At 33.1% G+C, this 17,229-nt stretch carries 17 protein-coding genes; all 17 read left to right on the forward strand.

What is annotated here, in order from left to right:
- Positions 1–16 precede the first annotated feature (16 nt).
- Positions 17–985 (forward strand): polyprenyl synthetase family protein, encoded by a 969-nt coding sequence (locus SYNTR_RS02180; RefSeq protein WP_156202979.1) that lies wholly within the window; start codon positions 17–19, stop codon positions 983–985.
- Between the two features lie 27 nt (positions 986–1,012).
- Positions 1,013–1,804 carry a twin-arginine translocase subunit TatC gene (gene tatC / locus SYNTR_RS02185; protein WP_156204667.1) on the forward strand — a complete coding sequence of 264 codons (792 nt, stop codon included), beginning with the start codon at positions 1,013–1,015 and terminating at the stop codon, positions 1,802–1,804.
- Positions 1,805–1,989: 185 nt separating this feature from the next.
- Positions 1,990–2,175, forward strand: coding sequence for a Sec-independent protein translocase subunit TatA/TatB (locus tag SYNTR_RS02190; RefSeq protein WP_156202980.1), 186 nt, complete (start codon positions 1,990–1,992; stop codon positions 2,173–2,175).
- Positions 2,176–2,317: 142 nt separating this feature from the next.
- Positions 2,318–2,959: a precorrin-2 dehydrogenase/sirohydrochlorin ferrochelatase family protein gene (locus tag SYNTR_RS02195; RefSeq protein ID WP_156202981.1), complete on the forward strand. Its 642-nt coding sequence runs from the start codon at positions 2,318–2,320 to the stop codon at positions 2,957–2,959.
- On the forward strand, positions 2,935–4,248 hold the full coding sequence (gene hemA / locus SYNTR_RS02200; RefSeq protein WP_156202982.1) for a glutamyl-tRNA reductase: 1,314 nt from the start codon (positions 2,935–2,937) through the stop codon (positions 4,246–4,248). Before SYNTR_RS02195 ends, hemA begins: the two co-directional genes overlap by 25 nt.
- A complete protein-coding gene (hemC, locus tag SYNTR_RS02205; protein ID WP_156202983.1) occupies positions 4,217–5,149 on the forward strand; it encodes a hydroxymethylbilane synthase in 933 nt (310 codons plus the stop codon). The genes hemA and hemC overlap by 32 nt, the downstream gene beginning before the upstream one ends.
- Positions 5,150–5,153: 4 nt before the next feature.
- Positions 5,154–6,674 (forward strand): uroporphyrinogen-III C-methyltransferase, encoded by a 1,521-nt coding sequence (gene cobA, locus SYNTR_RS02210; RefSeq protein ID WP_156202984.1) that lies wholly within the window; start codon positions 5,154–5,156, stop codon positions 6,672–6,674.
- A gap of 16 nt (positions 6,675–6,690) precedes the next feature.
- On the forward strand, positions 6,691–7,866 hold the full coding sequence (locus SYNTR_RS02215; RefSeq protein WP_156202985.1) for a radical SAM/SPASM domain-containing protein: 1,176 nt from the start codon (positions 6,691–6,693) through the stop codon (positions 7,864–7,866).
- Positions 7,867–7,874: 8 nt separating this feature from the next.
- Entirely contained in the window at positions 7,875–8,846 is a 972-nt protein-coding gene (gene hemB / locus SYNTR_RS02220) for a porphobilinogen synthase (protein ID WP_156202986.1), read from the forward strand.
- A 22-nt stretch (positions 8,847–8,868) separates the two neighbouring features.
- Positions 8,869–9,876 (forward strand): putative heme d1 biosynthesis radical SAM protein NirJ2, encoded by a 1,008-nt coding sequence (nirJ2, locus tag SYNTR_RS02225; RefSeq protein ID WP_156202987.1) that lies wholly within the window; start codon positions 8,869–8,871, stop codon positions 9,874–9,876.
- Entirely contained in the window at positions 9,866–10,333 is a 468-nt protein-coding gene (gene ahbA, locus SYNTR_RS02230) for a siroheme decarboxylase subunit alpha (RefSeq protein WP_156202988.1), read from the forward strand. The genes nirJ2 and ahbA overlap by 11 nt, the downstream gene beginning before the upstream one ends.
- On the forward strand, positions 10,320–10,799 hold the full coding sequence (gene ahbB, locus SYNTR_RS02235) for a siroheme decarboxylase subunit beta (RefSeq protein WP_156202989.1): 480 nt from the start codon (positions 10,320–10,322) through the stop codon (positions 10,797–10,799). The genes ahbA and ahbB overlap by 14 nt, the downstream gene beginning before the upstream one ends.
- 49 nt (positions 10,800–10,848) lie before the next feature.
- The gene (hemL, locus tag SYNTR_RS02240; protein ID WP_156202990.1) at positions 10,849–12,138 is read left to right on the forward strand and encodes a glutamate-1-semialdehyde 2,1-aminomutase; all 1,290 of its coding nucleotides are present in this window, start codon (positions 10,849–10,851) and stop codon (positions 12,136–12,138) included.
- Positions 12,139–12,161: 23 nt separating this feature from the next.
- Complete coding sequence (locus SYNTR_RS02245; protein WP_156202991.1) at positions 12,162–12,941, forward strand: CheR family methyltransferase; 780 nt, start codon at positions 12,162–12,164, stop codon at positions 12,939–12,941.
- Positions 12,942–13,198: 257 nt separating this feature from the next.
- Positions 13,199–13,960: an electron transfer flavoprotein subunit beta/FixA family protein gene (locus tag SYNTR_RS02250; protein ID WP_156202992.1), complete on the forward strand. Its 762-nt coding sequence runs from the start codon at positions 13,199–13,201 to the stop codon at positions 13,958–13,960.
- 31 nt (positions 13,961–13,991) lie between these two features.
- Entirely contained in the window at positions 13,992–14,945 is a 954-nt protein-coding gene (locus SYNTR_RS02255) for an electron transfer flavoprotein subunit alpha/FixB family protein (RefSeq protein WP_156202993.1), read from the forward strand.
- Positions 14,946–15,034: 89 nt separating this feature from the next.
- The gene (locus tag SYNTR_RS02260; RefSeq protein WP_156202994.1) at positions 15,035–17,176 is read left to right on the forward strand and encodes a (Fe-S)-binding protein; all 2,142 of its coding nucleotides are present in this window, start codon (positions 15,035–15,037) and stop codon (positions 17,174–17,176) included.
- Positions 17,177–17,229: the final 53 nt, after the last annotated feature.

The following is a 17,229-nucleotide window of genomic DNA, read 5'->3' on the forward strand; positions in this document are numbered from 1 at the left end:
TTCAAGGAGTAGTATTATGGTAGAATTTGATTTTTTTTATCCAATAAGTCGGGAATTAGATATTATTGAGGAGGATTTATCAAAACATATAGATACTAATGTTTCGTTATTAATGAATGCTTCTACACATTTAGTTAAGGCGGGTGGCAAAAGACTAAGACCAGCATTTACCTTACTTACCGCCAAGCTATACTCGAATGATTTAGAAGATGTTATTCCTATGGCAGTCGCATTAGAACTTATACATATGGCTACATTAGTACACGATGATGTAATAGATAACTCAGATACTCGACGTGGGGCAGATACGGTAAAAAAGAACTGGGGAAACAGGCTTTCACTTTATTCCGGTAACTTTGTTTTTGCTAGGTCATTATCTTTAATTGCTTCTTATAACCGAAGTGATTTAGTTGATGTCTTAGCTGATGCTAGTATGCGTATTTGTGAAGGTGAAATATACCAGATGTTAAGCAGTTATAACACTGAACAAAGCCTTAAAGATTATTTAAGAAGAATTGAAAGAAAAACTGCATTACTTATATCTGTAAGTTGTCAGTTAGGGGCAATGATTAAAAATGCTAAAAAAGAAGAGGTTCTTGCTATTCAAAGGTATGGATATTACTTAGGTATGGCATTTCAAATAACTGATGACATATTAGATTTTATAGCTGATGAACAAACTCTTGGTAAACCGACAGGTAGTGATATAAGACAGGGTGTTATAACTTTACCTGCACTTTTTGCTCTAAAACATGATAGTAGAAAAAAAGAGTTAAAATACTTGCTTACATCTCCTGAGTTATGTCAAAGGCAGGCTGATAGAATTATAGATATTGTTACAAATTCACATGGTATAGACTATGCATATAACGTAACGAATAAATACTCAATTAAAGCCAAAGAACAACTAAGGCTCTTACCTAATTGTGAGTTAAAAGATACTTTGGCTAGCTTAACAGATTTTATTTCAGCAAGAGATTTTTAGATAGGAGGATCACTCGCTGTGGGTTTTATGGATTTAAGTGCAGGAGAAAAACAGACAATTATACAGCATCTTGAAGAGCTTAGAAACTCACTTCTTATTTCTGTAGTTGCAATAATAATAGGAGCAGTAGCATCTTTCGCATATAGTGAGCAGATATTAGCTTTCTTAATCAAGCCTCTTATGCTTTTGAATGAAACTCCAATTGCAACTGGAGTAACTGAAGCATTTTTTGTAAAACTTAAAATTTCTTTTATTTCTGGTTTTATTTTAGCTTTTCCAATAGTTGTTTGGGCAGTTTGGCGTTTTTTTAGGCCAGCTTTGTATCCTACTGAAAGAAAATATTTTTACATATTATTTCCTATAAGCATTATACTTTTTTCTTCAGGAATTTTGTTTTCATATTTTGTTGTTTTAAGAGTTATTTTAGAATTCTTTATATTAATAGCAGGACAAAACATTGAAACAATGTTTAAAATCGACCAATATATATCATTCATACTTACATTCACCATACCATTTGGACTGATATTTCAATTACCCGTGGTAGTCTTCTTTTTAACTAAAATTGGTGTTATAAAATATCAAATGCTAGCTAAAAATCGTAAATATGCATTGCTGATTATAGTTGTTTTAGCAGCGGCTATAACTCCAGCTGATCCATTATCAAATTTATTAATGAGTGTTCCCACTTTCTTCCTTTATGAAGTTAGTATATGGGTTTCGAAGTGGTCTAGTCCTAATAAAGAAAGAAAAGAAAAGGGCAGTAAATTTTTTGGTAAAAAGAAAGAAAAAGAAGATGAAGCTGATGAAGAAAAATAATCTATGCGGAAGATGAATTTAGCTTATTGGACAAATAAAAACTAAAAATTTGAGCTATGAGCATATACTTTACAAAATACAAGCTTTTTGTCATAATGACATTGGTAATGGGCGTGAGAAGAATCTTTAAAATTAAATAACACTAGTAAACATCTATTTTAAAGTTCTATTAAGGAGGAGAGTTTATGTTTGGTTTTATTGGGAATTTAGGTCCTTGGGAATTAATATTAGTTTTAGCAATAGTACTAATAATAATTGGACCAGGAAAGCTACCTCAGATAGGTGAATCAATGGGGAAAGCTATACAAAACTTTAGAAGTGCCAAAATAGAAGAATATGATGATTTAGAAGAAAAAAGCCAGAAAGACTAGGTCTGAATTCAGACCTTTTTTTTCATATTTTATTATGTGAATAAAATGCAGTCTAAGTTAAGTCTTTGCTGTGAAACCAAATTGACTATATACTTACTTACAGCAAACAATTTTTACAAGTGTGGAAAGATAAGGAGAAATTATGGGTCATTTATTTCCGATTTTTTTAGATCTTACTAATAAAAAATGTGTAATTATTGGCGGGGGAAAAGTTGCCGAAAGAAAAGTTAATAACTTGTTAGCTTATGGTGCTAAAATAACAATTGTAAGTCCAGAAATAGAACACGGAATAAAAGAGAAAGTTGATATAGGATTACTAACTTGGCACAAAAGACAGTTTAAAGATAAAGATATTAAACAAGCTTATATGGTCTACTCCGCAACAAATGATCCAGTTATAAATAAAAGAGTTGCTGATTTATGTCTTGCAGCTGGAATACTAGTAAATGCAGTTGATGACCCACCTAATTGTAATTTTTATGTTCCCTCTATTGTAAGAAGAAATTCATTGGTGGTAGCTATATCTACTGAAGGAAAAAGTCCACTATTAGCTAAAAAACTAAGAGAGGAATTTGAACAAATAATTACTGCAGAACATGGAGAGTTTGTAGATATATTAGGAAATTTAAGAGAAATTATTAAAAAAGAGGTAAAAGACATTGAAGAACGAAAGAAGTTATTTGAGAGTCTTGTAAATTCAGATATTTTAGAACTTCTCCAAAAAGGTGAAAAAGAAAAGGTGAGGGAGAGAGTTGAACAATGTATATCCTCCTTGCAGGACTAAACCATAAAACCGCTCCTATTGAAATACGAGAAACTTTAGCTTTAAATGGAGTAAAGCTTGATAATGCATATGAATATTTAACTAATTATAATGAGCTTGAGGGAGTAGTTATTCTTACAACCTGTAACCGAACTGAAATTTATGCAACAACACGAGATATTGAAAAGGGTGTAGCAGTTTTACAGGATTTTTTACGTAATTATTCTGGATTGTCGGTTGATGATATTGAAAAACATACTTATCAGCCCACCTGTTATGATGCAATAAGTCATATTTTCAGAGTTTCAAGTGGATTAGATTCGATGGTTTTAGGTGAAACCCAAATACTAGGACAGGTTAAAGAAGCTCATTTTAAAGCTATGGAACTTGATGCTTCTGATGGAGTATTAAATACTCTTTTTCAAAAAGCAGTTCATGTGGGTAAAAAAGTTAGAAATGAAACAGAAATTGATAAACATCCAGTGTCTGTAAGTTATACAGCTGTTGAGCTAGCGAAAAACATATTAGGTACACTTACAGATAAAACAGTTTTAGTAGTAGGTGCTGGAGAAATGAGTGAACTTACTACCCAGTATTTACTTTCTAATGGGGTTAGTTCAGTTATAGTTTCAAACAGATCTTATGAAAAAGCTGTAGAAATGGCTTCGAAATTTAATGGCAAAGCAATATACTTTGATGCATTAGAGAAAGAACTGCCAAATGCTGATATAGTAATAAGCTGTACTTCTGCGAATCATTATGTAATCAAGGGTGGTAGTTGTAGTAAAGCTTTAGTTGCAAGAAAAGGCAAAAAAATATTAATGATTGATATAGCAGTACCTAGAGATATTGATCCGTCTTTACAAGAAATAGATGGGGTTTATATATATGATATTGACGATTTACAAAATGTAATAGATAAAAACTATTTTCAAAGGCAGAAGGCTGGACAGTTAGCAGAAACAATAATTTATGATGAATTAGAAAAATTTAATGAATGGCTAAGTATGCTTTATGTAATACCAGTTATTAGTGCCCTAAAAAAGCAGGGTGAAACCATAAAACAAGAAGAATTAAAAAGAGCCTTTAATCGTTTAGGAAAAGTAAGTGATAGAGAGCAAAAGGTAATTGTATCAATGGCTAATGCTATTGTTAATCAATTGCTTCGTAATCCAGTTATTAAATTAAAAGAGATGGCTCTTAGTAATTCAGGACATCTTTATGCAGAGGTTTTAAAAACATTATTCGAACTTCAAGTAGATGAGGAGCATGGACAAGATGTACAAATTAAGGGTAGGAACAAGGGGTAGTAAGTTAGCCCTATGGCAAGCACAATATGTTGCTGAAAAACTAAATGAGGCAATACCTGAATTAAAAGTAGAAGTTAAAGTAATAAGCACTAAAGGAGACAAAATTTTAGATGTGGCCTTATCTAAAATAGGTGATAAGGGATTATTTACAAAAGAAATAGAAAACGAATTATTAAATAATGAAATAGACATTGCAGTACATAGCATGAAAGATTTACCTACAACATTATCTCCTGGATTATGTATAGGAGCTGTTCTTGAGCGGGAAAAACCTAATGATGTACTAATTTCTCATAAAGGGTACACGTTTAAAGAACTTCCACTAAATGCAATACTTGGCACCTCAAGCCTTAGAAGAATTGCCCAAATAAAAGCAAAACGACCAGATGTAATATGTAGGGAAATAAGAGGTAATGTTGATACAAGAATAAGAAAAATGAAAGAACAAAATTTAGATGGGATAGTGCTTGCGTATGCAGGAGTAAAAAGGTTAGGTCTTGAAGATATTATAAGCGATTTTCTAGCAGAAGATATAATTATGCCTGCTGTTGGTCAGGGTGCTGTAGCAATAGAAATCAGAGAAAATGATGAAGCAACTAAAAATGTCATTGAGTGTATTTCAGATACTAAAACAGTTGTTGAAACTCAAGCAGAACGAGCCTTGCTAAAAGAATTAGAGGGAGGTTGCCAAATACCTATTGCAGCATATGCCAAAGTGATTAATGAAAAATTAATACTTAGAGGCAAAGTTTTATCTCTTGATGGAGAACATTTTTTTGACAAAGAGATTAATGGAAATATTGAAAATTCAGAAGAAATAGGTAGAACATTAGCTCAAAAGCTTGTTAATGATGGTGCGGACAAAATATTAACAGAAATAAAAAAGCAGCTAGGAGATTAAAGATATGAATAAGAAAGGATATGTATATCTTGTTGGAGCAGGGCCTGGTGACCCTGGTTTATTTACTCTTAAAGGTAAATCCTTACTTAGTAAAGCAGAGGTAGTAGTTTATGACAGACTTGTAAGTAAAACTATCCTATCATATATAAATCCAGATGCAGAAGTATATTATGTTGGAAAAGCTTCAGGCAATCATGCTTTATCTCAAGACGAGATAAATGAACTGTTACTTAGTAAAGCCCAGCAAGGTAAAATGGTAGTACGTTTAAAGGGTGGAGATCCTTATTTATTTGGCCGTGGTGGTGAAGAAGCCCTATATTTAAAAGATCATGGAATTAATTCTGAAGTAGTGCCCGGTATAACTTCAGCTATAGCTGTACCAGCTTATGCTGGAATTCCTGTTACTCATAGAGAATTAACCTCAAGTTTTGCTGTTATTACCGGACATGAGAAACCTGGTAAAACCGAAAGCTCTATTCAGTGGGAAAAAATATCAACTGGAATAGGCACCTTAGTATTTTTAATGGGTATTGAAAACCTATCTTTTATAGTAAAGAACTTATTAGAAAATGGGCGTGAGAAAACAACACCGGTAGCTTTAATAAGATGGGGAACTAACCCTGAACAAGAAGTTATTATATCTACTCTTGAAAAAGTAGAAAAGGATGTTTATGAAACAAATTTTAAATCTCCAGCAATAATTGTTGTTGGAGAAGTTGTAAATCTTAGAGATAAATTAAAATGGATAGAGGATAAACCATTATGGGGAACAAAAATTGTAGTTACTAGAGCCAGGGCACAGGCTAGTCTTTTAACCGAAAAAATACAAATGCTTGGTGGTCAGCCAATAGAATTTCCTTCTATTGAAATAAAGAAAGAAGAAAACTTATATCCTTTATATAATGCATTTCAAACAATGGAAAATTATGATTGGCTTATTTTCACTAGTGTAAATGCTGTTAAAATTTTCTTTGAAGAATTAATGGAGCAAAACTATGATATTCGTTCCTTAAATAATATAAATATTTGTGCAATAGGACCTGTGACAAGAGATAGCTTAAGAGACAAAGGCTTAAAAGTAGATGTAGTGCCTGATGAATACAAAGCAGAAGGAATTATTGAAGAACTTCGCACAAAAATTAAGCCAGGACAGTCAGTACTATTACCTAGAGCAAGAGGTGCTAGAAGTATACTTCCAGAAACAATACGTGAATGGGATGTTTATGTAAACGAAGTTTATCTTTATGAAGCTGTTACCACTTCTAATATTTCTGAAGAACAGATTAAAGATATTTTAGAAGGCAATGTTGATTATATTACTTTTACTAGCTCTTCTACAGTAACTAACTTTGTTAATATTATCGGTAAAGACAATATTGATAAAATCAATTCTAGTATAAAAATAGCTTGTATAGGACCTATTACTGCAGGGACAGCAAAGGAGAACAATTTCTCTGTTGATACTGTAGCTGATAGATATACTATTGATGGTTTAATTGAGGCAATTTTAATAGATCGCGGTTAAAAGGGGAGGTAACAACATGATAGGATGTACAAAGCTTTTATGTGGTACGGCTACAGTTTCAGACGTTATTAAACATAATGCTCAAGGAGGAACAAGGGCTGAGTTGCTCCAGTTTTCTTCATCTAATAGACCTTTAGTAGTTTGGAATATGACTAACAGGTGTAATTTGCAATGCAAACACTGTTATATAGATGCCTATGATCGATCATATGATAATGAGTTTACAACTGATGAAGCTAAGCATTTTATAGATGATTTAGCAGCAATGCAAGTGCCTGTTTTACTTTTTTCAGGTGGAGAGCCACTTATTAGGACAGATATCTTTGAATTAGGAAAATATGCTGCAAATAAAGGTCTTAGACCAGTAATATCTTCTAATGGTACTTTGATTGATGATGAAGTTGCTTTAAAAATTAAAGAAAGTGGATTTCAATATGTAGGAATAAGCATAGATGGAGCTCCTGCAACTCATGATGAATTTCGCAACCAAAAAGGTGCTTTTGAAAAGGCTTTAAAAGGTGCTCGGGCTTGTCTTAATAATGATGTTAAAACAGGAGTAAGATTTACGGTAAATAAATTAAATCAAAATGATTTAGCAGAAATATTAGATATTGTGGAACTTGAGAAAATTCCGCGTTTTTGCATGTATCATCTCGTTTATGCAGGAAGAGGGCAAAGTATGATTGAAATGGATACTACTACTGATGAAAAACGTTCAATCTTAGAATATATATCTCAAAGAACAATAGAGCTTCACAACAAGGGGGTAGAAGTTGAAATCCTAACTACCGATAATCATGCTGATGGTATTTATTTATATAATAAAATATCAACAGAAGATCCTTCACGTGCAGAAGAAATTAAACAGCTTTTAACAATGCATGGTGGATGTTCTGCTGGAACCAAATTTGCCAATGTGGATTCCAAAGGCAATGTGCATCCATGCCAATTTTGGCAAGACTATACAATTGGCAATGTGAGAGAAACTCCTTTTAGTGAATTATGGAATTCAGATGAAGAACTATTAGTAAAACTAAGAGAAAAACATCTTTATTTAAAAGGTAAGTGTGCAAAATGTGATTATAAAACCTTATGTGCAGGATGTCGTATAAGAGCAAAAGCTGTTAGTGGTGATTTATGGGATGAAGATCCTGCATGTTATTTAAACGAAGAAGAAATAAAGAGCAGGTGATATAAAAAATGGCTTTTCCGACTCAAAGAATGAGAAGATTACGAGTAAATCCTACCATGCGAAATATGGTAAGAGAAACCTCCTTATCTGTAAATAATTTAGTTTATCCTCTATTCATTACCTATGGTAAGGACAAAAAAATACCAGTAAACTCCATGCCGGGTGTATATCAATACTCAGTGGATAAAGTAAAGGAAGAGATTCATGAGTTGGGTGCTTTAGAAATACCAGCTGTATTATTATTTGGTATACCAGAGTATAAAGATAATATGGGAACATCGGGTTGTCAGGAAAATGGTGTTGTTCAAGAAGCAATAAAGACAATTAAAGACATTAATCCCAATATACTTGTAATAACCGATGTGTGTTTATGTGAGTATACAGATCATGGACACTGTGGCATTGTTGAACAAGACGGGACAATTAATAATGATAAGACATTAGAACTATTAGCACAACAAGCAGCATCTCATGCAAAAGCAGGAAGTGATATAATTGCACCTTCTGACATGATGGATGGTAGGGTAGGATATATTAGAAATATATTAGATAAAGATGGTTATTCTGATATTTCAATAATGTCTTATGCTGCAAAATACTCATCTGCTTTTTATGGGCCATTTAGAGAAGCCGCAGAATCAGCACCTCAATTTGGTGATCGAAAAACCTATCAAATGGATAGTGCGAATATTAAAGAGGCCCTTAGAGAGGTGAAACTAGATATAGCAGAAGGGGCAGATATTGTAATGGTAAAACCCGCCCTTTCTTATTTAGATGTTATAAAAGCAGTAAAGGATAAATTCGAATATCCAACAGCAGCTTATAATGTTAGTGGTGAATATTCTATGATTAAAGCTGCAGCTGAAAAAGGATGGCTTGATGGGGAGTCTGTAATGTATGAAGTTTTAACAAGCATCAAAAGAGCAGGAGCTGATATTATAATTAGTTATGCTGCAAAAGATGTAGCCAAGGTACTGTAATAAAATTGGGGAGGAGCTTATAATGCTTGTATCATGGAATACAACCAACCAGTGTAACATGTATTGTGACCACTGTTATAGAGATGCTGGAGATAGACTTTCAGAAGAATTATCTACTGATGAAGCAAAAAAGTTAATACTAGAAATAAAAAAAGCGGGTTTTAAACTATTAATATTTAGTGGTGGAGAATCACTAATGAGACCTGATATTTATGAATTAGCTTCGTTTGCAACTCAAAATGGACTAAGAGTTGTTTTAGGTACTAATGGGACTCTTATCACATATGAAGTTGCAACAAAGATGAAAGCAGCTGGTTTCATGGCAGTTGGAGTTAGCTTAGATAGTTTGGACGCCAAACAAAATGATGAGTTTCGCAAATTAGATAATGCCTTTAATCTAACAGTTCAAGGATTAAAAAATCTCAAGGATGTAGGTATACCTTTTCAACTACACACAACAGTTATGGATTGGAATGTGGATGAGTTAGAAAAAATAACAGATTATGCCATTGAGATGGGGGCTATGGCTCATCATTTCTTTTTTTTGGTACCTACAGGTAGAGGGAAAAATATTGAAGAAGAAGCATTAAGAGTTAAAACCTATGAAAAAACTATAAATAGACTTATGAATAAACAAAAACAAATTGAAATAGAGATTAAACCTACTTGTGCTCCACAGTTTATACGAATTGCGGATAAAAAAGGTTTGCCTCACCGATTTACTAAAGGATGCTTAGCGGGAATAAGCTATTGCATAATTAGTCCAAAAGGTGATGTACAACCATGTGCATATCTTGATATTCCTCTTGGCAATGTAAAAGAAAAAGCTTTTGATGAAATATGGAATAATAATAAAGTTTTAAAAGAGTTAAGAACAATGCAGTATAAGGGTAAATGTGGTTATTGTGACTATAAAGAAAAATGCGGTGGCTGCAGAGCGCGTGCATATTATTATAGTGAAGGTGATTACTTAGCAGAAGATACATGGTGCTTATATAAACCAATTGAGGCGATTAAAAATGAAAGATAAAATAGATATTAAGATTTTAAATCTACTGCAAAATGAATTTGAAATTAGTCTAAATCCATATAAAGATATGGCAGATAAACTTAAAATATCAGAAGAAGAATTATTGCAAAGAGTTAATAACCTAAAGGAAAAAGGAATAATTAGAAGAATTGGAGCTGTTTTTGATTCAAAAAGTCTGGGATATTACTCTACATTATGTGCAGTTAAAGTTCCTGATGCTAAAATAGATGAAGCTGCTTCCTTGATAAATTCAGAACGAGGTGTTACACACAATTATATTAGAGATCATGAATATAATATCTGGTTTACATTAACAGCACCTTCTATTGAAAAAGCAATGCATATACTAACAATTATTGAGGAAAAATTAGGATTAAAAATAGTTAATATGCCTTCTAAAAAGGTATATAAAATAAGAGTCTCATTTGATTTGGAGGAAGAGGATGAACTATTATAATATTAGTGATAATATAGATAGTGTAATAATTAATATGATACAAGGGGATATTCCATTAGAATCGAGACCTTTTAAAAATTTAGCAGATTCATTACAGATTACAGAACAAGAAGTTATTGATCGTATAAAAAAAATGCAACATGAAGGAACAATTCGTAGATTTGGAGCAGTTTTAAGACATCAAAAAGCTGGATTTAATGTGAACGCTATGGTAGTTTGGAATGTTGAAGAATCAAAAACGGATGAAGTTGGGAATAATATGGCTAAATTTAAACATGTAAGTCATTGTTATCTAAGAGATGTAGAAAAAGATTTTGGATATAATATTTTTACAATGATTCATGCAAAAACTGAGAGTGAATTAGATAAAATAATTAAAGATATATCAAAAGTTACAGGAATAGTTGATTTTAAAATAATTAGAAGCCTTAAAGAACTAAAAAAAGTTAGCATGACATATATATAACAATAATATTTTAAGGCTATTATGAATATAATTTGGGAGGGAGTAAACTTTGCTAAAAAAAACCAAATCTAAAGAACTGTATGAAATAGCCCAGCAATATATACCTGGTGGTGTTAATAGTCCAGTAAGAGCGTTTAAAGCAGTAGGTACAGATCCACTATTTATAAATAGGGCTAAGGGGGCAAAAGTTTACGACATTGATGGTAATGAATATATAGACTATGTTTGTTCATGGGGACCATTAATTTTAGGTCATAGTGATGATGATGTAGTAAAAGCAATTTGTGATACTGCAGTAAACGGTACTAGTTATGGAGCACCATGTGAAGCAGAACTAGAACTAGCAAAATTAATATGTGATGCATTCCCATCAATGGATAAGGTACGCATGGTTAATTCAGGAACCGAAGCAACTATGAGTGCTGTACGAGTAGCTAGAGCTTATACAGGCAGAAATAAAATTGTTAAATTTGAAGGTTGTTTTCATGGACATGCAGATACCTTCCTAATAAAGGCTGGGTCAGGGCTTCTTACAGCAGGGAAACCAACAAGCCCTGGTGTTCCTGATGTATTTGCGGAGCATACTCTAAATGCTAAATATAATGATTTGGAATCAGTTAAAGATATTTTTAAACAATGGGGTAATGAAATAGCAGCAGTTATAGTTGAGCCAGTAGCAGGAAATATGGGACTAGTTTTACCAGATGCTGAATTTTTAAAAGGATTACGCAATATTACTGAGCTTAATGGTAGTATGTTAATTTTTGATGAAGTTATAACTGGGTTTAGGACATGTTATGGAGGATTTCAGAATATAGTAGAAATTGAGCCCGATTTAACAACCTTAGGAAAAATAATAGGTGGTGGTTTACCTGTTGGTGCATATGGAGGTAGGAAAGAGCTTATGGATATGGTAGCACCAGTAGGAGATGTTTACCAAGCAGGAACATTATCTGGCAACCCGTTAGCAATGGTAGCTGGAGCAACTACACTTAAAAAACTAAAAAATAATGATTATTATGATAGAATAGAAGTATTAGGCTACTTATTAACTGGAAAATTAAAAACTATATTTGAGGAGCATGACTTATATTGTACTATTAATAGGTTAGGCTCAATGTTTTCAGTTTTCTTTACAGAACAAGAAGTTAACAACTATGAAGCTGTACAAACTTGTGATACAGATAAATATGCAAAGTTTCATAGGGAATTAATAAATAAAGGTATTTATTTTCCTCCAGCACAGTTTGAAGTATGTTTTATTTCCTGTGCTCATGAAGTTGAAGATATTGAAAAAACAGCTGAAGCTATTAATGATGTACTAAATACAATTAAATAGAATAGAACAGGGGAGGAACAAAGTTGGCAACCTCTTATGGGTGGGAGTGGTTTATAGAGAATTTTGAGGCTATAAGTCAAATTAATTTAACATCTTATAAAAGACCTCAAATGGAGCGACGTATAAATAGTTTTATGCGTTCAGTTAATTCTTCTAATTATAAAGACTTTTTAGATATTTTATCTAAAGATAAGATTCTCTATAAAAAGTTTATTGAGCACTTAACGATTAATGTTTCAGAATTTTTTAGAAATCCAGCACATTGGGAAGTGTTAGAAAAAAAGATTATTCCTATGTTGCTTGAGAACAAAAAAAAGCTTAAAGTATGGAGTGCTGGATGTTCAACAGGAGAAGAACCATATTCTCTAGCGATGTTATTTAAAGAAAAATTTCCTGATACTGTAGATGAAATTTATGCTACAGACCTTGATATAGAAGTATTAGATAAAGCACAAATTGGAATATATTCAGAAAAAGCAATACAATCTTTAGAATATAATTATCAAAAAAAATATTTTATTCAGAATAAAAATTTCTTTAAGATTAAAGAAGATATAAAAAGCATGGTGAAATTTCAACGTCAAGATTTACTAAAAGAAGCATTTACAAAAAATAATGATTTAATTTTATGTCGAAATGTTGTAATATACTTTACCGAAGAAACTAAACAAAAACTATATAAAAAATTTACAAACTCACTAAATGCAAATGGAGTATTATTTATTGGCAGTACAGAACAAATTTTTCAAGCAAAAGATTTAGGCTTAAAACCAATAGCAACATTTTTTTATCAAAAAGCATAGGAAAATTTCTATTGTGACAATTTATATTGTAAAACAATTTATATTGTAAAAAAATTTATTGATTGATATGAAAAAGAAGGATATTAGAAAGAACTATAGAAATTATTAACTTGTATATTTTTTTGTTGCTGTAGACCTAGCGGTAATTATGCCGTAGGCAGTAGTATATAAAAAACCTGTAAAGGTGGTGGTTAATACTAAGTACCTTTACTGCTTTAATTAGTGTAAAGTTTTAAAAATGAAAATGTAAAGGAGGAATGAACTTGAAGGTTCTAGTATGTGTTAAGCAAACATTTGACACAGAAGCCAAAATTGACTTGAAAGATGGCAAAATAGTAGATGCGGGTATCAATTTAATTATCAATCCTTATGATGAAGTTGCTGTAGAAGGTGCAATTCAACTAAAAGAAAAAAAGATAGCTAGTGAAGTAGTTATAGTTTCCGCAGGAGCAGACAAAGCTATGGATGCCATCCGTACAGCGTTAGCTATGGGTGCTGACAGAGGAATATTAGTAAAACAAGATACTTCTGCTGATGAATATGCAAGAGCAGTTGCATTAGCAGCAGCTATTAAAGAAGAGAATCCAGATTTAGTATTAGCGGGTCACGTTGCTGCTGATGATGGGTCATCTCAGGTTCCAACTCGTATGGCTGAAATTTTAGGCTTACCACATGTTAATGTTATTACTGATGTAGAAATAGCAGATGGAAAAGCTGTATGTACTAGTGAAGCTGATGGTGGAACACAGGTAACTGAAGTAGCAATTCCAGCAGTTATTTCAAGTCAGGTAAGTTGGAATGAGCCACGCTACCCATCTATGAAAGGTATAATGCAGGCTAAGAAAAAGCCAGTTGCTACAGTAGATGCTGTAGAAACTGAAAATAAAACTACAATAGTTGAGTATAGCATGCCACCTGAAAAAGCTGCAGGTGTTAAGATAGAAGAAGAGCCAGAAGTAGCTGCTCAACAATTAGCAGATTGGATGTTAAATACTGCTAAAGTAGAAATTAAAAAATAAATATTTTATAAAATATAAAGGAGGGTAATTAATGGCAGGAACATGGGTATTTGTTGAACAAAGAGACGGAAATATCCGTAAAGTTACCTTTGAAATGCTCTCAGAAGCCAAAAAATTTGGTGATGAAGTAAGTGCTGTTGTTTTTGGAAAAGGCGTAGAAGGATTAGCTCCTGAGTTTGCTAAATATGGAGCGGACAAGGTATATGTTGCGGATGATGACATTTTTGCTAACTATAACACAGGTGCATATGTTGCACAGTTAGTTGCAATGATAAATGAAAATAATCCAAATGCTATATTATTTGCTCATACATTTAATGGCAGAGATTTAGCATCTAGATTAGCTCAAAAGTTAGAAATAGGACTTGCAACTGATGTTGTCGGTGTAGAATTAAGTGCTGGAAAAGGTTTATTTACCAGACCAATCTATGCTGGTAAAGCATTATCAAAAGTAGAAATTACAACTGGTCCAATATTAGGAACAATTCGTCCTGGTGTATTTGATGTTGCTGAAGCTGCTGGAGCTGGTGAAGTTGTAAAACCTGCTGTAGCTGCATCAGATGCTGATGTATATCAGACTGTTAAAGAATTTGTGCCAACTGTATCAGCTAGACCTGAACTTACAGAAGCTGAAGCTGTTGTATCAGGTGGACGTGGTCTAAAAGGTCCAGATGGTGTTAAGCTTATTGAAGACTTAGCTGACCTTCTAGATGCTGCAATAGGTGGTTCACGTGCATCAATCGACTCTGGTTGGTTAGGACATGAATTACAAGTAGGACAAACAGGTAAGGTAGTTAATCCCAATATTTATGTAGCTGCGGGAATTTCAGGTGCTATTCAGCATCTAGCCGGTATGTCCTCTTCTAAAAACATTGTTTCAATTAACACAGATCCAGAAGCTCCAATATTCAACATTACAGATTTTGGAGTAGTAGGTGATCTATTCAAGGTAATACCACCATTATTAGATGAGCTTAAGAAGTAGCTTGCCGGGGATGTGGCAAATACTGGATATGCATTAGAGTGCATGTCCAGTGTTTAGTCATGTTTAAGTTTAAAGGGAGGGTAATTTGAATGATAGAATTTCTCAGTAAATACACAGAATTTCAAGTTTATGATATCCCTCAGCGTGTTGTTGGAGCCAATATTCCTTTTGAAAAGCTTATCTATGTAATTATGCTTATTCCTTTGGCTGTTTTAGCATTTGGTATTTATCGTTGGGTTAGTGTATGGATGATAGCTAAAGGAGAAATAAACAGATTTGATAATATTGGTCAACGTGTTGTATCGCTTGTAGCAAATGCCGCAGGTCAATTGAGGGTAATTAAAAATCCTGTAGCTGGAGCCATGCACTTTATACTATTCTGGGGCTTTATTATATTATTTTTAGCTGCAGGTCTTGATGCACAACATTATTGGCTTGGATGGCCTCCATTATATGACAATATTTATATTGGATTCCAAGCTATTGTTGATATAGCAGGGTTATTAGCTATTATAGGTATAATAGGTTTAGCAATTGTTAGATATGTAATTAAACCTGATAGATTAAATGATACTAATCCACTAGATGGTATATTACTAGCATTATTATTAGTTATACTTGCATCTGGTTATCTAATTGAAGGACTAAGAGTAGCTGCTCAAATTCAATTAGCTACACAAATTGAGTATATTGCTTATGAACAACTTGCTTCTCCTGTTGGATGGTATGTTGCACTATTATTTACTGGATTAACACAAGAAACATTATTATTATGGCATCGTATTATTTGGTGGGCTCATATGATACTTGCATTTGGTGTAGTATGTATGATTCCATTTACTAAGTTAAGACACATGGGAGTAGCACTTGTACAATATTTCGCACGTAATATGGAAGCTTCAGAAATTCGTATGTTGCATAATATCGAAGAAGCAGAAACATTTGGTGTAGAAAATATTGAAGAGTTCACATGGAAAGACTTAGTTGATTTAGATGCTTGTATTCGTTGTGGTAGATGTCAAGAAAACTGTCCAGCATATAATACAGGAAAAGCATTAAATCCAAAACTAACTCTAATACAAAAAATGAGAGAGCATATGCACGAAAAAGCTCCATATGTAATAGCGAATCAAGGTCATGAAGAAGATGTTGAAATGATGGCTATGACAGATGAGGCAGAAGAAGCAGTTAGCCCAATGGAACAGAGCTTACTATATGATGTAGTAACAACTGATGTGATATGGGATTGTACTAACTGTCGTGCATGTATGGAACATTGCCCAATGTTTATTGAGCATATTCCAAAGATTGTTGAAATGCGCAGAAACCTTGTTATGTGGCAAGGAGATATGCCTAATGAAGCACAAATGGCCTTTACAAATATGGAACGTAACTATAACCCATGGGGTGTAGGTTGGGCAAACCGTGCTGATTGGTTGAATGAAAGAGAAGTAAGAGATTTAGTTAATCTTGTACCTGAAGATGGTAAAGAATTTGAATATCTTCTTTATGCTGGTTGTGCAGTTTCATTCGACGACAGATTCAAGAAGGTTGGAGAATCATTAGTAAGACTACTTGATCAAGCTGGAGTATCCTTTGGATATTTAGGAACTGAAGAATATTGCTGTGGAGACTCAGCTAGAAGACTTGGTAATGAATATCTATACCAAATCTTAGCACAACAAAATATTGATTCCTTTAATAATTATGGTGTTAAAAAGATAATAGTTGTTTGTCCACATGGATATACTACTCTTAAGAATGAATATCCTCAAATGGATGGAAACTATGAAGTATATCATTACACTGAAATACTTGCTCAATTAGTTGCAGAAGGCAAACTAAGTGGAGGAAAATCATTAGGAATTAACCTAACCTATCATGATTCATGTTTCTTAGGCAGACACAATAACATTTATGATGCTCCAAGAAATGTGCTTAAAGCTGCAGGCGGTAATGTAATAGAAATAGATCAAGGTAAAGATTTAGGCTTCTGCTGTGGAGCCGGTGGAGGACGCATGTGGATGGAAGAAGATGCAGTTGAAGGATTTAAGCGTATCAATGATACTAGAACTGATCAACTTCTAAAACCTGCCCCTGAAATGATAGTTACCAACTGTCCGTTCTGCTTAACAATGATAGATGATGGTGTAAAAGGTGCAGAAGAAGAAGCACAAACTAAGGTACTTGACGTTGCTGAAGTGCTTTGGGATTCAATGAAAAAAGAATAATTTAAGTTAAAAAAAGACCCACTTTACAGTGGGTCTTTTTTTTTGTGTCTAAA

The organism is Candidatus Syntrophocurvum alkaliphilum (genome assembly GCF_009734445.1).
GTDB classification, from domain to species: Bacteria; Bacillota; Syntrophomonadia; order Syntrophomonadales; family Syntrophomonadaceae; genus Syntrophocurvum; species Syntrophocurvum alkaliphilum.